General features: G+C 62.6%; 11 protein-coding genes, 1 tRNA gene and 2 CRISPR repeat arrays. All 12 genes read left to right on the top strand.

What is annotated here, in order from left to right; genetic code table 11:
• Positions 1-41: 41 nt before the first annotated feature.
• A complete protein-coding gene (paaZ, locus tag FGK63_RS08735; RefSeq protein ID WP_138841265.1) occupies positions 42-2072 on the top strand; it encodes a phenylacetic acid degradation bifunctional protein PaaZ in 2031 nt (676 codons plus the stop codon).
• A 70-nt stretch (positions 2073-2142) separates the two neighbouring features.
• Entirely contained in the window at positions 2143-2946 is an 804-nt protein-coding gene (locus FGK63_RS08730; protein WP_138841263.1) for a PaaX family transcriptional regulator C-terminal domain-containing protein, read from the top strand.
• Positions 2947-2964: 18 nt separating this feature from the next.
• A complete protein-coding gene (locus tag FGK63_RS08725; RefSeq protein WP_138841261.1) occupies positions 2965-3942 on the top strand; it encodes an alpha/beta fold hydrolase in 978 nt (325 codons plus the stop codon).
• Positions 3943-4056: 114 nt separating this feature from the next.
• Positions 4057-4133 (top strand) — tRNA-Met (locus tag FGK63_RS08720).
• 520 nt (positions 4134-4653) lie between these two features.
• Positions 4654-6843 (top strand): CRISPR-associated helicase Cas3', encoded by a 2190-nt coding sequence (cas3, locus tag FGK63_RS08715; protein ID WP_171052612.1) that lies wholly within the window; start codon positions 4654-4656, stop codon positions 6841-6843.
• Positions 6844-6854: 11 nt separating this feature from the next.
• A complete protein-coding gene (gene cas5c / locus FGK63_RS08710; RefSeq protein WP_138841257.1) occupies positions 6855-7511 on the top strand; it encodes a type I-C CRISPR-associated protein Cas5c in 657 nt (218 codons plus the stop codon).
• Positions 7508-9271 carry a type I-C CRISPR-associated protein Cas8c/Csd1 gene (gene cas8c, locus FGK63_RS08705; RefSeq protein WP_218961125.1) on the top strand — a complete coding sequence of 588 codons (1764 nt, stop codon included), beginning with the start codon at positions 7508-7510 and terminating at the stop codon, positions 9269-9271. The genes cas5c and cas8c overlap by 4 nt, the downstream gene beginning before the upstream one ends.
• On the top strand, positions 9268-10170 hold the full coding sequence (cas7c, locus tag FGK63_RS08700; protein WP_138841254.1) for a type I-C CRISPR-associated protein Cas7/Csd2: 903 nt from the start codon (positions 9268-9270) through the stop codon (positions 10168-10170). The genes cas8c and cas7c overlap by 4 nt, the downstream gene beginning before the upstream one ends.
• Complete coding sequence (gene cas4, locus FGK63_RS08695; protein WP_246043988.1) at positions 10157-10786, top strand: CRISPR-associated protein Cas4; 630 nt, start codon at positions 10157-10159, stop codon at positions 10784-10786. The genes cas7c and cas4 overlap by 14 nt, the downstream gene beginning before the upstream one ends.
• A complete protein-coding gene (cas1c, locus tag FGK63_RS08690; RefSeq protein WP_138841251.1) occupies positions 10783-11796 on the top strand; it encodes a type I-C CRISPR-associated endonuclease Cas1c in 1014 nt (337 codons plus the stop codon). Before cas4 ends, cas1c begins: the two co-directional genes overlap by 4 nt.
• Positions 11797-11802: 6 nt before the next feature.
• Positions 11803-12093 (top strand): CRISPR-associated endonuclease Cas2, encoded by a 291-nt coding sequence (gene cas2 / locus FGK63_RS08685; protein WP_138841248.1) that lies wholly within the window; start codon positions 11803-11805, stop codon positions 12091-12093.
• A gap of 177 nt (positions 12094-12270) precedes the next feature.
• Positions 12271-14251: direct repeats of the CRISPR family, unit length 31 nt; unit sequence GTCGCCCCCACACGGGGGCGTGGATTGAAAC.
• 107 nt (positions 14252-14358) lie between these two features.
• A CRISPR array of direct repeats spans positions 14359-15572; the repeat unit is 31 nt; unit sequence GTCGCCCCCACACGGGGGCGTGGATTGAAAC.
• Between the two features lie 357 nt (positions 15573-15929).
• Entirely contained in the window at positions 15930-16898 is a 969-nt protein-coding gene (locus FGK63_RS08680) for a hypothetical protein (protein WP_138841246.1), read from the top strand.
• The last annotated feature ends 1296 nt before the right edge of the window (positions 16899-18194 follow it).

The raw sequence follows: 18194 nt of genomic DNA, 5'->3' as shown, positions 1-18194 counted from the left end.
CCGCGGCGCCCTGCCTCAACCGACCCGGAAAGGGGACTGACATGAGCCTTCTCGAGATCTCCAGCTTTGCCGCCGGAACCTGGATCGCCCCCGGCGCCGGCGCCCGCACCATCGCCTCGGCCATCACCGGCGAGCCTTTCGCGACTGCCGGCAACTCGGCGCTCGACGTGCAGGCGATGCTGGACTTCGCCCGCAACACCGGCGGCCCGGCGCTGCGCAAGCTGACCTTCCACGAGCGCGCCAAGATGCTCAAGGCGCTGGCGCAGGCGCTGAACGCGCAGAAACAGGCGCTCTACGACCTCAGCTTCAACACCGGCGCCACCCAAAGCGATCACCTGATCGACATCGACGGCGGCGTCGGCACCATGTTCGTCTTCGCCTCGAAAGGCCGCCGCGAAATGCCCGACGGCCATGTCTATCTGGACGGCGATGTCGAGCAGCTGTCGCGTCACGGCACCTTCCTGGGCCAGCACGTCTGCACGCCCCTCCAGGGCGTCGCGGTCCATATCAACGCCTTCAACTTCCCGGTCTGGGGAATGCTGGAGAAGCTGGCCCCGACCCTGCTTGCGGGCGTTCCGGCCATCGTGAAACCGGCCACCAACAGCTGCTACGTCACCGAACTGGCGGTTCGCATCATGCTCGACAGCGGCATCCTGCCCGCGGGCGCGCTACAGCTGGTCTCGGGCGGCTTGGGCGACATGCTGGACCGCCTCACCTGCCAGGACGTGGTCAGCTTCACCGGCTCGGCGGACACCGCCATGAAACTGCGGCAGAACCCCGTGATCCTGCGGAACTCGGTGCGCTTCGTGGCCGAGCAGGACAGCCTCAACGCCTCGATCCTCGGCCCCGACGCCGAACCGGGTACGCCTGAATTCGACCTCTTCGTCAAGGAAGTCAGCCGCGAGATGACCACCAAGGCGGGACAGAAATGCACCGCCATCCGCCGCATCATCGCGCCGCAGACGCGCGTCGAGGCGGTGATCGAGGTGCTCTCGGACCGGCTCGCCAAAACCGTGATCGGCGATCCCCGGCTGGAAACCACCCGCATGGGCGCGCTGGTCTCGAACGGGCAGAAGGCCGACGTTCTGGCCAAGGCCGGGATCATCGGACAGGAGGCCGAGCGCGTCTTCGGCGACCCCGACGCCTTCGAGGTGCAGGGCGCCGACGCGGGCAAGGGCGCTTTCGTGCCGCCGATGCTGTTCCATTGCGCCGACCCGGACAAGGCCCAGCGGGTGCACGACACCGAAGCCTTCGGCCCCGTGTCCACCATCATGGGCTACCGGGACCTGGATCACGCCATCGCCATAGCCAACCGCGGGCAAGGCTCACTGGTCACTTCGGTCATCACCCATGACCCGACCGTCGCCCGCGACGTGGTGCTGGGCGCGGGCGCCTATCACGGGCGCATCTACATCAACGATCGCACGTCGATGAAGGAATCCACCGGCCACGGCTCGCCCCTGCCGCACATGGTCCACGGCGGCCCCGGCCGCGCCGGTGGCGGCGAGGAAATGGGCGGCGTGCGCGGCGTGAAACACTACATGCAGCGCACCGCGGTGCAGGGCTCGCCGGAAATGCTGGCCGCCATCGGCGGGACATGGGTGCCCGGCGCGCCGGAAAACACCGGCCCGGCCCACCCCTTCACCCGCCGGTTCGGAGAGCTGGCGATCGGCGAGACGCTGCACACCGCCCCGCGCACGGTCACGCTGGACGACATCGAGCAGTTCGCCCATTTCACCGGCGACACCTTCTATGCCCACATGGACGACGCCGCCGCCAGGCGGAACCCGTTCTTCCCGGGCCGCGTGGCGCATGGTTACCTGCTGCTGTCCTTCGCCGCCGGCCTTTTCGTCGAACCGAACGAAGGGCCGGTGCTGGCCAATACCGGCCTCGACGGGCTGCGCTTCATGAAGCCGGTCAGCGCGGGAGACAGCATCAAGGTGCGCCTGACGGTCAAGAAAAAGACCCGGCGCACCGACGACTACGGCGAGGTGCGCTGGCACGTCACCCTGACCAACCAGGACGACGAGATGGTGGCGGAATACGAGCTGTTGACCATGAACGCCTACTAGGCCCCGCATTGTTGTGGCCTTGTGGACAATTCTGATTTCCTTATCGGTCATGGGGCCTTAGACTGGTCCCATGACCAATGAATTTACCTGGTTCGACGCGGCGGTGGCCGAGTTGGCCGACCCTCAGAACCAACGCGTCTGGTCGATCATCGTGTCGCTGTTCGGCGACCTGGCGCAGGATCGCGGGGCCAAGATTTCCGGCGGCGCGCTGACCCGCATCATCGAACCCATGGGGATCAAGCCCGAAGCCATGCGCGTCGCCCTGCACCGGCTGCGCAAGGACGGCTGGATCGAAAGCACCCGCAGCGGCCGTGCCTCGATGCATTTCCTGACCGAATACGGCCGCGAACAATCCGCGCGCGTCACGCCGCGCATCTACGACCGCGACCCGGTGACGCCCGAAAACTGGCATCTGCTGATCGCCGAGGACGGGCCGGGCATCCACACGCTCGACGATCTCATGCTCACCCGGCACTATACCGCCATCGGGCGCAACGTGGCGCTCGGCGCCGGGCCGCTGCCCCGGAACTGCGACGACCTCGTTGCCTTCGAGGTCACCGCGCGCTCGGCGCCCGCCTGGCTGCAGAACCGGCTGTGCCCGCCAGAGCTGCGCGAGGCTTGCAGCAGCCTGCGAGACGCCGCCCGCCATGCCCACGAGACCCGCCCCGCGAACTGGCAGCCCTCGCCGCTGCAGACCGCCACGCTGCGCACCCTGATCGTGCACCGGTGGCGCCGGGTCGTGTTGCGCCACCCGGACCTGCCGCCGGTGTTCTTCCCGCCGGACTGGGCCGGAACGGCCTGCCGGGCCGAGGTGTTCCGCCTGCTGGACACACTGCCCCGACCGGACCTGGCGCAGGTCAACAGCGCCGACTGACCCGCCCGGAGTCCAAACATGTCCATGATCCTGACAGTCCTCGCCGTCCTCGCTCTGCTGACCGCCGCGATCCTCGCGGGCTTTCACCTGCAGACACGCAGGCTGACGAAACAGGGCGCGGAACTGGTGCCGCAGATCGGCAAGGTCCAACCCGTCGCCGGCGGCGCCATCCACTACGTCGAGGCGGGCGATCCCGAGCGCCAGACCCTGGTGCTGATCCACGGACTGTCGGGCCAACTGCAGCACTATACCTATGCGCTGATGCCCGAACTGTCGCGGGATTTCCACGTCCTGGCCCTCGACCGCTCCGGCTGCGGCTATTCCGTGCGCGACAGCGCGGAGCTGGGCGCCCTGACCGAACAGGCGCGCATGATCCGCGAGTTTCTGGATGCCCAGGGCGTCACGAACCCGGTGCTGGTCGGCCATTCGCTGGGCGGGGCCGTGGCGCTGGCCATGGCCCTCGACTGCCCGCACAAGACTGCCGCGCTGGCCCTGCTCTCGCCTCTGACCCACCCGACGCCCGGAACTCCGCCAGCGTTCAAGGCGCTCGAGATCCGGACGGGCTGGCTGCGCAACCTCATCGGGCACACCCTGGCGGTCCCGATGGCGCGCAAGACGGCGCCGCAGGTTCTGAAAGCCGTCTTCGCGCCCGAGCCCATTCCGACCGATTTCCTGGAAAGGGCCGGCGGCGCGTTGGGCCTGCGCCCCTCGGCCTTCATCACCGCGTCGCAGGACGTGGTCGCGGCCAATGCCGGCATCGGGCCGCTGGCCGCGCGCTATCCGCAACTCGCCGTCGGCGGCGCGATCCTGTTCGGCGCCGAGGACCCGATCGTGTCGCCCGCCTCGCAGGGCCTGCCGATGCGAGCCTACGGGTTGGAGGTCGAGCAACTGGCCGGACGCGGCCACATGATTCCGATCACCGCGCCGGACGACTGCGCAGCCTTCATCCGCAAGGTTGCGGCCACCACCCGGCAGCCGAAGATCCCCGCAGTCTGACCGCCGCGACCATCGCCATGCACCGGGAACCCGAAGCCGCAAGAAACATTCCCGAAACCATCCATTTCCCTCTTGACCCTCCCCACCCCCTCCCTTAAATCGCCTCTCACTCGTGGCGGAGTAGCTCAGTTGGTTAGAGCAGCGGAATCATAATCCGCGTGTCGGGGGTTCAAGTCCCTCCTCCGCTACCAAATTTCCAAAGCAAAGCTTCGCATTCTGGCCCAGCGAAATGAGATGGTCAGGCGACCCCTGCACGTCAGTCCGATGAAGCCGGTACTGGAGCACCAATAGCCCGCGGTCCCGATGTTTGGAATCTACCTCAATCTAGTCGCAGCAGTTACTCAAACTCGCGGCCACGATGGAGCATGTCGGACGGTCTGACTCCGACTGTTCGCGGGCGTTCCTTTTCTGCAAATCACAGTCATTGCCTAATTTACTGAAGCGCAGGTAGACCGCTCCGTTTCGCGCTAGACGATGAAGGCTCCGAAGAGAGCTTTGTGAATCTGGCGTTACGCATGATGATCTGGGTGAGGCATTGGTGAGCGCGGCGCCGAAACTCAAATGGATACTCGCTTTAGGCCACATATGCGACGATCAACCATTGGGAATTTACCTTCCTTTCTTGACAGCTTAGCGGTGAGTATCCATGTTCGCTTCAGTCATTGACATCCTCCATTCCACCAAAATTGCCAGCTGACACGAGATATCCTGTTGCCACTGTTTGCCCACTCTCGCCCTGGTCAGCCCGTAGAGCGATGGGAATTGCTAACCGACCACCTGTTCAATGTCGGTGTGGCCGCCGAAGCAAATGCAGATGTGATCGGCGCTGGGTCTCTGGCAAGAGCTGCTGGCCTTTTGCATGATCTCGGAAAGATCAAACCCGAGGTCCAAGCGCGCATCTCCGGCAGCCCCGAGCGCGTTCCGCACAGCGGTGAAGGCGCTCGGTACGCAGATGACAAATTCGGGCCGCTTGGGCGGTTGATGGCCTATTGCATCGCCGGGCACCACGCTGGGCTGGCCAACGGGTTAGAAATATCCAATGGGCACCCGCCAACGCCGCTAGCGGAACGGTTGGCCCAGACAAAGCCGGTCGAATTGCCCGATTGGTTGGAACTGCCCGCCCTCGAGCTGCCGGCCCCGTTGGCAGGTTTTGGTAAGCCAATTCCGCATTTCGAAGTGCAGTTCTTCGTTCGCATGCTGTTTTCCGCGCTTGTCGACGCTGATTTTGTCGAAACCGAGCGGTTCTACTCGCCCGACGCCCCTCGCGGCTGGGCGGGTTCGCTGAACGACCTCCGCGGTGCACTTGGCAACCACCTGTCGCGCTTCGGCCCGCCCGAAGGTGCCGTCAACCAACTGCGCGGAGAGGTGTTGGAAGGCGCGGGGCACGCCGCCGCCGAGCGGCCCGGGCTGTTTTCTCTGACCGTGCCCACTGGCGGGGGCAAGACACTGAGTTCACTGCGCTTTGCGTTGGACCACGTGCAGCAACACGGGTTGCGTCGGGTGATCTACGTCGTGCCCTATACCTCGATCATCGAGCAGACGGCGGATGTGTTCCGCGCGGCTCTGGACGATGCCGACGCAGTGCTGGAGCATCACTCGGCCTTCGACTTCCAAGACATGGAGGACGAAACCGAGGCCGAGCGGATCAAGCTGGCGGCACAGAACTGGGACCGGCCGGTGGTGGTGACCACGGCCGTGCAGTTCTTCGAAAGTCTCTTTGCCAACCGCACCTCCAAATGCAGAAAGCTGCACAATATCGCCTGTTCGGTCATTGTGCTCGACGAGGCGCAATCGCTGCCAATCCCGTTCCTGCGCCCTTGCCTCGCGGCGATCAAGGAACTGACCCGCGGCTATGGCTGCTCCGCCGTCCTATGCACAGCGACCCAGCCAGCAATCTACAAGGAGGACGGGCTGAAGGCGCCAGAGGCGCTCCTGCGCGGCGAGACCCGCGAAATCGCCCCCGATCCGTCACGGCTTTACGACCACCTCAAGCGGGTCGAGGTCGTGAAATTGGGTCGACTGACCAATGCCGAGCTAGCACAGCGCGTGCGTGGCCGATCGGCGCTGGTGATCGTCAACAACAAGCGTCAGGCGCGGGCGTTGTATGACGATTTGCGCGGCGATGGCGTCTTCCACTTGACCACCAACATGACCGCTAGCCACCGCGCCACTGTTCTGGGCGAGGTGCGCAGGCGCCTGCAAGAACGCCCAGTGCTGCTGATCGCCACCGCGTTGGTCGAAGCCGGGGTCGACCTCGATTTCCCCGAAGTCTGGCGTGCGGTGGCCGGGATCGACTCCATCACCCAGGCGGCGGGTCGCTGCAACCGCAACGGTAAGTTGGAACGAGGGCAGGTCTTTGTCTTCAAACCGGAAGAGGGCTACCCGCCTCCACGGGAATTGCAAAGAAACGCCGAGATTGCCTGCCGAATCATGGCGGAGTACGCCGACCCATTGTCACCGGACGCGGTCAACGCCTATTTCAGGGCGCTCTACTGGAGCAGCAGCGCCGATCTCGACAGCCGGAGGATCATGGGACGGATTGGAGAAAGCGGTAACCAACTCGAATATCCCTTTGCCGACATCGCTGCCGATTTCTCTCTGATTGAGGACTACAACAAGCCGCTGATCCTAGGCTCGGGCCCTTGGGGCATGGACGAGGACGCGCAGCGGCTCCTCAGCCACAGCACCCATGCCGGCGCTATCGCTCACGCGCTGCAGCGCTACACGGTTGGGGTATCGCCAAAGATCCTGGGCGATCTGATTCAGATCAAGGCGGCCAGCGCCGTCAGGCAGGACGAATTCGGTGAGCAATTCGTGGTTCTGGACAATGTACGCCTCTACGATAACGAGGCCGGGTTTTCGCCGGAGGACCCAGAATACCTAGGGTTCCTAGAAATCTGAAGGAGACGGACTTGAGCTTTGGAATAAAACTCCACGTCTGGGGCGACTATGCCTGTTTTACACGCCCGGAAATGAAGGTGGAGCGGGTCTCCTATGACGCGATGACCCCCTCGGCCGCGCGGGGCATTCTGGAGGCGATCCACTGGAAGCCGGCTATCCGCTGGGTCGTGGACCGCATCCATGTTCTGAAGCCGGTGAAGTTCGAGAACATCCGCCGTAACGAGGTGGGCGCAAAGATTTCGGCCCGCAATGCCATGACTGCGATGGCGGCGGGCGACCTGACCGGGCTGCATATGTGCGTCGATGAAAATCGCCAGCAGCGCGCCACAATGGCCCTGCGCGACGTGGCCTACGGGATCGAGGCGCATTTCGAGATGACCGACAATGCAGGTAACGAGACCGCGGCCAAGCATATCGATATCTTCCGCCGACGCGCCGAGAAGGGCCAATGCTTTCACCGCCCCTGTCTCGGCGTGCGTGAGTTCATCGCCGACTTCGAATGGGTCGAGAACTTCCCCTCGTCGCAACTCAGCGGCACGCAGGATTTGGGTTGGATGCTCTATGACATCGACTTTGCCAATGGCCGCACGCCAAAGTTCTTCCGCGCAGAAATGCGCGACGGAGTGATCGACGTGGCAGCCGCCCGGGCGGAGGGAATGGTGCGGTGACGATTCTGACCTCGCTAACCCGGCTATATGAGCGGATGCTGGAGGCGGGCGAGGCCCCGTGCCCGGGTTTTTCCACCGAAAAGATCAGCTTTGAAATGGTGATCTCCGCCGTCGGGCATCCGCTTTATCTGAATGACCTGCGCAGCCATGCTGGCAAAAGGCCGGCCCCAGTGCAAATGGAGGTTCCCCAGACAGTTAAGCGATCCTCAGGCATTAAGCCTAACCTCTTTTGGGACAAGACGGCCTACGTGTTGGGCGTGACCGCTGTGGAGGACTCCGACGGGCAGCTTACGCCAGGACAAGGTAAACGCACGGCCGACGAGCACGCGGCCTTCGCCGCTATGCATTGTGAGCTTCTGGAGGGGATAGACGACGATGGACTGCGGGCGCTTCTTGCCTTTCTAGACAAGTGGAAACCAGAGTTCTTTGCGGCCCGCGGCTTCCCCGTCGAGGCGTTAGATCAGAACATCGTTTTTCGACTGGACGGCGATACCGGCCCCAACGGTGCTCCGCGCTTTCTTCATCAGCGGTCGTCGGTTCTGCCGCTTCTGGTGATATCTGATCAGCGTGACAGCGCGCTCTGTCTCGTGACTGGAAAGGAGGCGCCGCTTGCGCGGCTCCACCCGTCGATCAAGGGGGTGATGGGGGCGCAGAGTTCTGGCGCATCGCTGGTGTCATTCAACGATCAGGCCTACGAATCCTTCGGCAAATCCCAAGGCGAAAACGCGCCGGTGTCGGAACAAGCCGCCTTTGCCTACGGGACTGCGCTAAACCGGCTGCTCGCAAAGGACTCCACCCGCAACTTGCGCGTTGGCGACACGACGATTGCATTCTGGGCCGAGGCCGAAACGCCCGAGGCTGCCGGTTTCAGCGAAATGCTGATGAGCAACGCCTTCAGCCCGCCCGACGAAGCGGCCGAGGCGAACATGCTGCGCGCCCATGTCAGGAAAATCGCCGAGGGCCGTGCCGGCGGTGATCCGAAGTTCGACCCGTCAACCCGTGTCTACCTGCTGGGTCTCGCGCCCAACGCCGCGCGGTTGTCGGTTCGGTTCTGGCATCCCGGCAGCTTCGGCGATTTCGCCCGCAATGTGGCGCGGTTCTGGGACGATCTGACAATCGAACCGGCCGGTTGGAAAGGCCCGCCCGCAGCTTGGTCGCTACTCTACGAGACCGCGATACATGTCGGCGGCAAGGCCAGGGCTGACACCATTCCGCCGCTTCTGGGGGGTAACGTGATGCGCTCGGTACTGACCGGTCAGCCCTTGCCGCGCACGCTTCTCTCCGCTGTTGTCGGACGAATCCGCGCCGACGGTCACGTTAACGGCCGCCGCGCCGCCGTCTGCAAGGCTGTGGTCAACCGCATTTCAACGAAGGAGGAAATTCCCGTGAGCCTCGATCCCGACAACACGAACCCTGCCTATCGGCTGGGGCGCCTCTTTGCGGTGCTCGAACGAGCCCAGGAAGCGGCTCTACCCAGTCTGAACGCTACAATCAAGGATCGCTACTTCGCCGCTGCGTCCGCCACGCCCGCGCGAGTGTTCCCGCTTCTGGTCAAGAACGCCAATCACCACTTGTCGCTTGTGAAGAAGGGCGAGAGCGGCGGCTTGGGGCGGTGGCTCGAAAAGCAGCTCGGCTTGATCTGGCTGGGGCTCGAAGCCGATTTGCCGCGCGCGCTTGCGCTCGAAGATCAGGGACGATTCATTGCGGGCTATTATCACCAACGTTGGACCAAATCCGAAAAGAATGGGGAAGATCAATGACTACTCTTGCAAACCGCTACGATTTCGTCTTTTTCTTCGACGTAGCCAATGGCAACCCCAATGGTGACCCTGACGCGGGCAACCTGCCGCGGATGGACCCCGAGACCAATCAGGGACTTGTGTCAGATGTGTCGCTGAAACGGAAGGTTCGCAACTATGTGGCGGCGGCGCACGAGGGCGCCCAAGGTCACGAAATCTACATGACCGAACGCGCGGTCCTGAACGATCAGCACGCCAAGGCCTACCAGGCGACCGGGCTCACGCAGACCGCCAAGAAGCTCCCCAAAAAGGACGAGGAAGCGCGCCAACTTACCGACTGGATGTGCGCCAATTTCTTCGACATCCGCACATTCGGCGCCGTCATGACAACTGAGGTGAATTGTGGTCAGGTTCGTGGCCCTGTCCAGCTTTCCTTTGCCCGCTCCGAAGAGCCGGTTCTACCGCTGGAGATCTCCATCACGCGTTCTTCGGTTACCAACGAAAAGGACCGCGACAAGGAACGGACCATGGGGCGCAAACATATCGTACCCTACGGGCTCTACCGGGCTCACGGGTTCATCAATGCGAAGCTCGCACAAAAGACGGGCTTCACCGAGGCCGATCTCGATACGGTCTGGACCGCCTTCCGCGATATGTTCGATCTGGATCGCTCCGCCGCGCGCGGTGAAATGTCGTCGCGCCGCCTGATCGCGTTCCGCCACGACAGTGCGCTTGGTAATGCGCAGGCGTACAAGCTGTTCGATCGCGTCACGGTCTCGCGCGTTTCGGGCGATGACCACATCCCCGTGGGCGACCAGCGCACCCACAACTTACCCCCGGCCCGATCCTTTGGCGACTATGCCATCCACATTGACGAAGGCGCCCTGCCCGAAGGCATCGAGATCATTGAACCATTCTGAGGAGATCCCCCTCTCGGCCCTGCAGCACTGGATCTTTTGTTCGCGCCAATACGCGCTAATCCATATCGAGCGGCTTTGGGCCGAGAACCGGTTTACCGCCGAAGGCCGTGTGCTGCACGATCGAGTCGATGGCGGCGGCGTCGAATCGCGCTCCGGTGTCCGCATCCTGCGCGCAGTCCACGTGCATTCGGACCGGCACCGGCTACATGGCGTGGCGGATGTCGTCGAACTGCGAGGCGGCATACCCTACCCGGTGGAATACAAGCGCGGGCGACCCAAGGCGCATCGCGCCGATGAGGTGCAGCTTTGCGCGCAGGTTCTATGCCTCGAAGAGATGTTCGGCTGCACGATCCCCGAAGGCGCGCTGTTTTACGGCAAGACCCGACGCCGCCAGACCGTTGCACTCGACGACACACTGCGCAAATTGACCCTTGACACCGCGGCGGGCATCCGGGCTTGCCTCGACTCCGGAAGGCTGCCACAGCCTACCTATGACCCGGCCCGATGTGACTGTTGCTCGCTTATCGCGCCGTGCCAGCCGCGCCTGCCTGGCGCCTCGCAGGATGTCAAAAACTGGCTTGCGCGCGCCGTCGCCAACCCCGGAGCCCCGGAATGAAGAAGCTTCTGAACACGCTCTATGTCACTTCCGAAGGCGCCTGGGCGCGCAAGAACGGGGCGAACGTGGTGGTGCAGGTCGATGGCCAAGAGCGTGGCCGCGCGCCATTGCACCTTCTGGACGGGATCATCTGTTTCGGCCCGGTCGGGCTGTCGCCTCAGCTAATGCACGCCTGTTCCGAAGCGGGTGTCACCGTTACTTATCTGAGCCCAACTGGCAAGTTCCTAGCGCGTGTCGAGGGCCCCATGTCGGGAAACGTGCTCCTGCGCCGCGCGCAGCACGAACAATCCCGCGACGCGCCCATGCTCGTTGCCCGCGCTATCGTCGCTGCCAAATGCGCCAACCAGCGCAGCCTAATCAGGCGCTATCTGCGCGATCACGGTGATGGCAGCGGGCAACTGGGCGCGGCCGAGCGACGGCTCTCCGACGCCGCCCGGCTGGCCTTAACCGCCACCGACGGCGAAACTTTGCGCGGCCTCGAAGGCGAAGGGGCCAACGCCTTTTTCTCAGTGTTCGACCAGATGATCCGCGTGCCGGAACCGCGGTTCTCGGGCCGCTCCCGCCGCCCGCCGCTCGACCCGCCCAACGCGATCCTCTCCTTCCTGTACGTGCTCCTAGCCGCTGATTGCCGAGGCGCCCTCGAAGCTGTGGGACTCGACCCGCAGATGGGCTTTCTACACCGCGACCGCCCCGGACGGGCGAGCCTCGCGCTTGACCTGATGGAGGAGTTCCGCGCACCGCTCGCCGACCGGCTGTGCCTGTCGCTCCTGAACCGCCGGCAGCTCGGCAAGCGCGATTTCCGCACCGAGGAGACCGGCGGCGTGTTTCTGACCGATAAGGGCCGCAAGATCGTGCTGACCGCCTGGCAGGAGCGCAAACGTGGCGCCGTTATCCATCCGTTCCTGAACGAGAAGCTGCCCATTGGGCTTTTCCCACATGTTCAGGCCCGCCTGTTGGCCCGGCACCTCCGGAGTGACCTTGACGGCTACCCTGCCTTTATCTGGAAGTGACCCGCGATGTTGGTGCTGATCACCTATGACGTGAAGACTGAAACCTCGCAGGGGCGGAAGCGTCTGCGCCGCATAGCCCGCGCCTGTCAGGACTTCGGGCAGCGTGTTCAGTATTCGGTCTTCGAATGCGAAGTAAACCCGGCACAATGGACCGCCTTGCGCGCCCGGCTGCTGTCTGAGTATGAAGAGTCCGAGGACAGCCTGCGTTTCTACTTTCTGGGCACGAATTGGAAGCGCCGCATCGAGCATTGCGGCGCCCGCCCCGCCACCGATTTCGACGATGTCTTGATCGTCTAGCGCGAACCCAAAGCGCCCAGCAAGTTCCCCGGAGGTTCGCGCGCAGCACAACTCCTTGATATCGTGGGCAAACATCGACACAGCGAAGAAGTTCTCCAGTCGAAGGCAGCTGCGCCCACTCACATTCGCACCAAACAGGGTATTCTCCTCCGGAACTCAATACCTTAGCTTAACACAGTCGCCCCCACACGGGGGCGTGGATTGAAACGCGATAGATCAAGTATGCAGCGCAAAGCGCGAAAGTCGCCCCCACACGGGGGCGTGGATTGAAACAGGTAATCCCCGATCAGCAACTGCTGCGTTGCGGGTCGCCCCCACACGGGGGCGTGGATTGAAACTACATGGTCGATCTGGCGGGCAACGTTGTGGTCAAGTCGCCCCCACACGGGGGCGTGGATTGAAACACGTCAAACCGGCTCAGGTCCATCAGGATTCCTCGTCGCCCCCACACGGGGGCGTGGATTGAAACCGTGCTGTCCACCCGCGTCCAGTCGCTCCACGTGTCGCCCCCACACGGGGGCGTGGATTGAAACCTCGCAGACGTAGAAGCGGAAATTCGGTGTGCCCGTCGCCCCCACACGGGGGCGTGGATTGAAACTGCACCTTGTGCGCGGCCACCACGATCACCAGGTGTCGCCCCCACACGGGGGCGTGGATTGAAACAATGGCCCCATGTGGGACGGTGACGCGATCCGGTACGTCGCCCCCACACGGGGGCGTGGATTGAAACACGCGCTCTGAAATCGCCATGTTCTTCGGCGTACCGTCGCCCCCACACGGGGGCGTGGATTGAAACGGCGTTTGGAACAAAACGGACCACAGGTTCATCGTCGCCCCCACACGGGGGCGTGGATTGAAACAAATCCGTGTGCCCAACCATGCGCGCCAATTCCAGGTCGCCCCCACACGGGGGCGTGGATTGAAACTGGTGTGCCGGCTGCGCGTTCCCGCAGGACTGGCGTCGCCCCCACACGGGGGCGTGGATTGAAACTTCAAGAACATCGTTGATACGAAGTTTCTGAGCGTCGCCCCCACACGGGGGCGTGGATTGAAACGTGTTCAACCAGTTCGACCTTGCCAGCGTCACATGGTCGCCCCCACACGGGGGCGTGGATTGAAACCAAGGCCAAGAACGGCACGTGGGAGGACACCAGCGTCGCCCCCACACGGGGGCGTGGATTGAAACTCCCTCTACCGCAAAGGCGTCGGCGCGCCCCCCGTCGCCCCCACACGGGGGCGTGGATTGAAACGCAAGTGGGGCAGCAGGTACAAAAACCGTGGAATGTCGCCCCCACACGGGGGCGTGGATTGAAACCGCAACAACCTGATTGCCTATGACCAGCTAGGCGTCGCCCCCACACGGGGGCGTGGATTGAAACTGGGCATGGGGGACCGCGTGATGGCTCTCCTCATGTCGCCCCCACACGGGGGCGTGGATTGAAACAGCACGGCAGGGCTTGAGCTGGTATCCAGCCACCAGTCGCCCCCACACGGGGGCGTGGATTGAAACACCACCAATGTCGGGCTGGTCGATACCGCCAAGGGTCGCCCCCACACGGGGGCGTGGATTGAAACGAGTTCGATCACGATGACGTTGACGTGTCGGTGAAGGTCGCCCCCACACGGGGGCGTGGATTGAAACCCCTTCGGATCCGCCGGCGCCAGCGCCTTCGGCCGTCGCCCCCACACGGGGGCGTGGATTGAAACGCGTGAACAATGAGCGGATATTTCTGGATGAGTGTCGCCCCCACACGGGGGCGTGGATTGAAACTGGTGTGCCGGCTGCGCGTTCCCGCAGGACTGGCGTCGCCCCCACACGGGGGCGTGGATTGAAACATGCACTCGACCGACGGCTCCTGGCAGGGCGCACGTCGCCCCCACACGGGGGCGTGGATTGAAACGTGCCCTTCCTGGCGTTTGAACGCTTTGAAGGCGTCGCCCCCACACGGGGGCGTGGATTGAAACGACGGGGTGGATGACTACCTCGTGACCACGGCCGTCGCCCCCACACGGGGGCGTGGATTTAAACTCCCGTATCAGGTCAAGGGTTCGGCGGTATTCGCGTCGCCCCCACACGGGGGCGTGGATTGAAACAGGATCGGCAGCATGTCGGTATCCCCGATCAGGGTCGCCCCCACACGGGGGCGTGGATTGAAACCATCCGCCCGCGCTGGTAATCCACCGGGCGGCGGTCGCCCCCACACGGGGCGTGGATTGAAACTACAACCGCCTTGCGGGCATGGCCGGGGTCGGGCAGACCGCCACGGTCGCCCCCACACGGGGGCGTGGATTGAAACCACCATTGGGCTGCGGCCAACGTGGAGTCGCACTCGTCGCCCCCACACGGGGGCGTGGATTGAAACACGCAGGACGCCATGCCAGCGGTCAACTTCTCGCGTCGCCCCCACACGGGGGCGTGGATTGAAACCGGGGCTATGCGCCGCGCCGGAATGGTTGGATCAGGTCGCCCCCACACGGGGGCGTGGATTGAAACACCACGTCCGCAGTCGTCGCCCGCCACGTGCCCAGGTCGCCCCCACACGGGGGCGTGGATTGAAACATCAAGCGCGCGGACCAATACGTGAGGCAGGGCCGTCGCCCCCACACGGGGGCGTGGATTGAAACCCGTCAAAGGCGGAAGTTGCCGCCCGTCGCAAGGTCGCCCCCACACGGGGGCGTGGATTGAAACGGCATGATGGCTCTGTTGCTTTCTTCGGTCTCGGCGTCGCCCCCACACGGGGGCGTGGATTGAAACGGGATGAAACCGGGTCCGACATCTTGCCCACGGCCGTCGCCCCCACACGGGGGCGTGGATTGAAACGAGTTCGACGGAGGCGTTGAAGCCCTGCGCCTGGTCGCCCCCACACGGGGGCGTGGATTGAAACGTCAGCCTGCGCCATCATTTCCAGCGCCACCGCGGTCGCCCCCACACGGGGGCGTGGATTGAAACGCTGGTTGTGTGGCGAGGCCGCGCAATGTGTGGCTGTCGCCCCCACACGGGGGCGTGGATTGAAACCACGGCAGACGCATCCAACTGGAGGCCCACGGAATGTCGCCCCCACACGGGGGCGTGGATTGAAACACCTCGAAGTTGGTGGACTAGAGTCGGGCCAAACGTCGCCCCCACACGGGGGCGTGGATTGAAATTCGGCATGGACGCCATCTGGCGCGTTGAGGAGGCGTCGCCCCCACACGGGGGCGTGGATTGAAACTATGTCGCCTGCATCGACATGTGCCGCCAGGTGGCGGTCGCCCCCACACGGGGGCGTGGATTGAAACGCGTGGGGCAACCATCACAAGACCCCCCCCCTGCCCGGTCGCCCCCACACGGGGGCGTGGATTGAAACATCACGCTCGATGGCGACCGGAACCGCCGGGGAACGTCGCCCCCACACGGGGGCGTGTATTGAAACGCCTGCAAATACTGCGACGCTGCGATTGCCCTGCTGTCGCCCCCACACGGCGGCGCGGATTGAAACAGGCGCTTGTCTCCGGAAGCTGCGCGCACGAACGAATATTCCTGCGTAGCGAGCATCAGAAGTCGCCTTTGTTCCATACCAAGCGCATCCGCCAGTTCCGGGAACGCCGCGCATTTGTTTGCCTCTACAAGGATCCACACAGATTTTGGGTTTCTGCGGCGGGACATCCCATTATTCGGACTGTCCTTTTCTAGGACTTCGTACAATCGTTCGCGAAGAACAGCGCCAAAGTGATGTGATCAGTGCACCTGCGCCGATTTAAGATAGTATTAAGTATCAAAGTTGATACCATAATTATTGTTGAGATTCCACAAACTCAGTACTACCTCCAATGCCAGGTACTGAAAGGGTCGCTATATGAAGAACGCATCCAATGACATCAACCAATTGTTCCACGAAAGGTGGCTCGATTTCACCTATAGCTTTGGAAATGACGGGTTCTTCGAGAACGGAGTGGAACGCTCGATGAGAGCAATCGCAGAAATTTGTGCGATCTTCTTCGGTGAGGAACACGCCGCCGCGGGACTCAACAAAATGGTTCGCGGCCCATTTCCAAATTGGAAAGAATCCGACAAATGGGACCACATTCTTGAAGAAGAATTCACGAGTATTCACGCCGAAACAGCGATAGGTCAGCTGCTGCACGACCTGACGGCCTATGCCAATTTCGGCATTGTGGTCGCTCCTGCACGAGATGCTCGCCAGCGCGAAACACTGCTGGCCAATCAGTTGGAGACTGCCGAACGCCTCTTGCAACTATTGCCCACCGATCTCTGGGACCTTGAGAGCGAACACCTCGTGACGCTGGTCCAGAAGGCGTTGGCACGGTGGAAGCTGGACTGCGGCCAGTACGTTAATGCGACGGAACTTGCGCTCCTTTCAGGGAAGGCTTTGCAGACTATTAAGAACAAGCTTGCAGGCAAACCTGCAGAAATCGTCGGCAACCAGAACCGGATCGATGCAAGAGAAGCATTGGGTTGGTTGCAGACCCTACGGGACTTCAAACCTTCCATCTGGCGCGAACAAGACGATAGTGAGGCCTTGGCTACTATCGACCGCGGCCTCGCCGAGGTGCTGTTTCTGCCAGTAGCAAAGGATGGCAGCGTTTTTCACCCTGGCGTCCAGAGGGACGGCAAATACCTCATCGATGGTGAGGGCGTCGAGCGTGAGGTAAATGACTTCGCTGAAGCGCTCCAGAATCTACAGCTGATGACATTCCCACAGTGGAGGCGTCCTACACCCGAGGGCGTTTGGACAAGGGTCCGGGCCACTGAGTGGCGTAGGTATTCCGCTGATGAAATAGAAATGATGTCAGCGGCAAGCTGAGCTTCCGTCCAAGAAACCACGACGCTCCCAAATACGCAAGACGACTGACGCGGCTACAGCCGCGAACAGAGAGGAACTGTCCATTCCGCCGCAATGCACCGACCGATACGTCGAAATCCAGCCATTTCCAAAGCCACAAACCGGAGGCTTTAGGCGCAACTTGACCCGGAACAGGAGACCCCAATGATCAACGGCGCAACTTACCCCTTCCCGCTTTTCGAACTGGACAATAGGCGGCTCAACCGCATCAGCGATGATGGCAAGCAGTGGGTGATCGAAACCCGTACAGGCGCAGGGTTTCGCCCTGTGTATGAAACGTCGCCTCTCGGGTACCCTCGCGTCTCCACGGACAAATCCCAGTTACTATTGTGCATTCGCGAGGAATGCATTCCGACAAATGTACGCGCACGCCGCCACTTGGCGGTATTCTGGAACGACTATGCCATCTACCGGAAGTGCATCGCCAGAGATGGGATTGAAACCGCGCTGAGCAATTTCTGTCGGCTTGCACGCCTTTCCGAACCGATCAACGAAGTATATGTCGAGCCCCGGGTGCATCTCCCTCACTCGTATAGAGCCCAATATAGGTACCTGAGGGAGCCAAATCGCGGCCGGAGTATAATGCGTTCTTGCCAAAAGCTCTCCAGGAGCGATGCAAAACGCAGCGAATAGACCACTTCGGCGATCTACGCTCGGCTCCGCGAAAGACTTGAAGCTCCAACGCACCGCCTTGGCGCCCGCATGTTCGGAAACCCTCACCTTCCTGATCTAATTCACCCACAATACCACGGATCTCCGTGAATGAAGGAGCATCGCCAGTGCCGGTTCCAATTCATCCTGTTGTCTACTTAAACTGCAACCAGTCGGTCAGGCTGAGCCATGACGGGTTGCAGTGGATCCTGGAGAAAGGCGCACCCGCCCGTCATGCCGAGAAATCAGACTCCGGGTTCCGGGGAAAGTCCTACGTGCGTTCCTCTAAGGACGTGCTCCTACGCTGTATCAGGGAGAAAGGCCTTGAAGTCGATCTGGAAGGGCGTCGGCTACTCGCCGCGTTGCCAGCGACATACAAGTCTTTCCGCAAAATGGTCGAGAAGTCTAGCCTGACTAGGACAAGGCGCAAGATTGAGCTAATCGCTCGGACCTGCCCACCTGTTCCCAAGCGCTCCGTCGAAGATCGGGCCAAGCGCCTGAAACTCTGTCTGGCACGCAGACAGAGTTGCCACCGCAGATCCCAACCGAGGGTTGGAATTCAAGCAGACGGAACACCAGGATCGGTTGCTCCCGCTCAAGACGCGA

Origin of the sequence: Ruegeria sediminis, assembly GCF_005938215.1 — a bacterium.
In the GTDB taxonomy this organism is placed as follows: domain Bacteria; phylum Pseudomonadota; class Alphaproteobacteria; order Rhodobacterales; family Rhodobacteraceae; genus Ruegeria; species Ruegeria sediminis.
This window is presented reverse-complemented; position numbering and strand designations above follow the sequence as displayed.

Coding starts and splice junctions, on each gene's coding strand:
- paaZ (WP_138841265.1), top strand. CDS start 42: ATGAGCCTTCTCGAGATCTCCAGCTTTGCCGCCGGAACCTGGATCGCC.
- FGK63_RS08730 (WP_138841263.1), top strand. CDS start 2,143: ATGACCAATGAATTTACCTGGTTCGACGCGGCGGTGGCCGAGTTGGCC.
- FGK63_RS08725 (WP_138841261.1), top strand. CDS start 2,965: ATGTCCATGATCCTGACAGTCCTCGCCGTCCTCGCTCTGCTGACCGCC.
- cas7c (WP_138841254.1), top strand. CDS start 9,268: ATGACTACTCTTGCAAACCGCTACGATTTCGTCTTTTTCTTCGACGTA.
- cas1c (WP_138841251.1), top strand. CDS start 10,783: ATGAAGAAGCTTCTGAACACGCTCTATGTCACTTCCGAAGGCGCCTGG.
- cas2 (WP_138841248.1), top strand. CDS start 11,803: ATGTTGGTGCTGATCACCTATGACGTGAAGACTGAAACCTCGCAGGGG.
- FGK63_RS08680 (WP_138841246.1), top strand. CDS start 15,930: ATGAAGAACGCATCCAATGACATCAACCAATTGTTCCACGAAAGGTGG.